The sequence below is a fragment of the Pontibacter harenae genome, from assembly GCF_020907245.1.
Lineage (GTDB): Bacteria > Bacteroidota > Bacteroidia > Cytophagales > Hymenobacteraceae > Pontibacter > Pontibacter harenae.
In genome coordinates, this window is record NZ_JAJJWH010000110.1 from 1 (window position 1) to 359 (window position 359).

At 47.1% G+C, this 359-nt stretch carries 1 protein-coding gene; it reads left to right on the forward strand.

Annotated features, from left to right (window positions below; genetic code table 11):
• Positions 1-342 (forward strand): integrase core domain-containing protein (locus LN893_RS20415; RefSeq protein ID WP_229973258.1); only part of this gene is annotated, 342 nt, incomplete at its 5' end.
• Positions 343-359: the final 17 nt, after the last annotated feature.

The window sequence follows — 359 nt, forward strand, 5'->3', positions numbered from 1 at the left end:
ACTAAAAAGCTGCCCAAGCGTATACAGGTGGACAACGGCAGCGAGTTTATCTCTAAGGCCCTGGATAAGTGGGCTTATGACAATAAGGTAACGCTGGACTTCTCCAGACCCGGAAAGCCCACGGATAACGCCTTTATCGAGTCCTTCAACGGTAGCTTCCGAGATGAGTGCCTGAACACCAACTGGTTCCTTAGTCTAGAAGATGCAAGGGAGAAGATAGAGGCCTGGAGACAAGAATACAACCACTTCCGTCCCCATAGTACACTAGGTGACAAGACGCCAGAGGAGTGGTTACAAAATAATATAGAAAAACCCGAATTCTCTACTTTTGACATGTCTTAAAAATGGGAGGAGCTCAC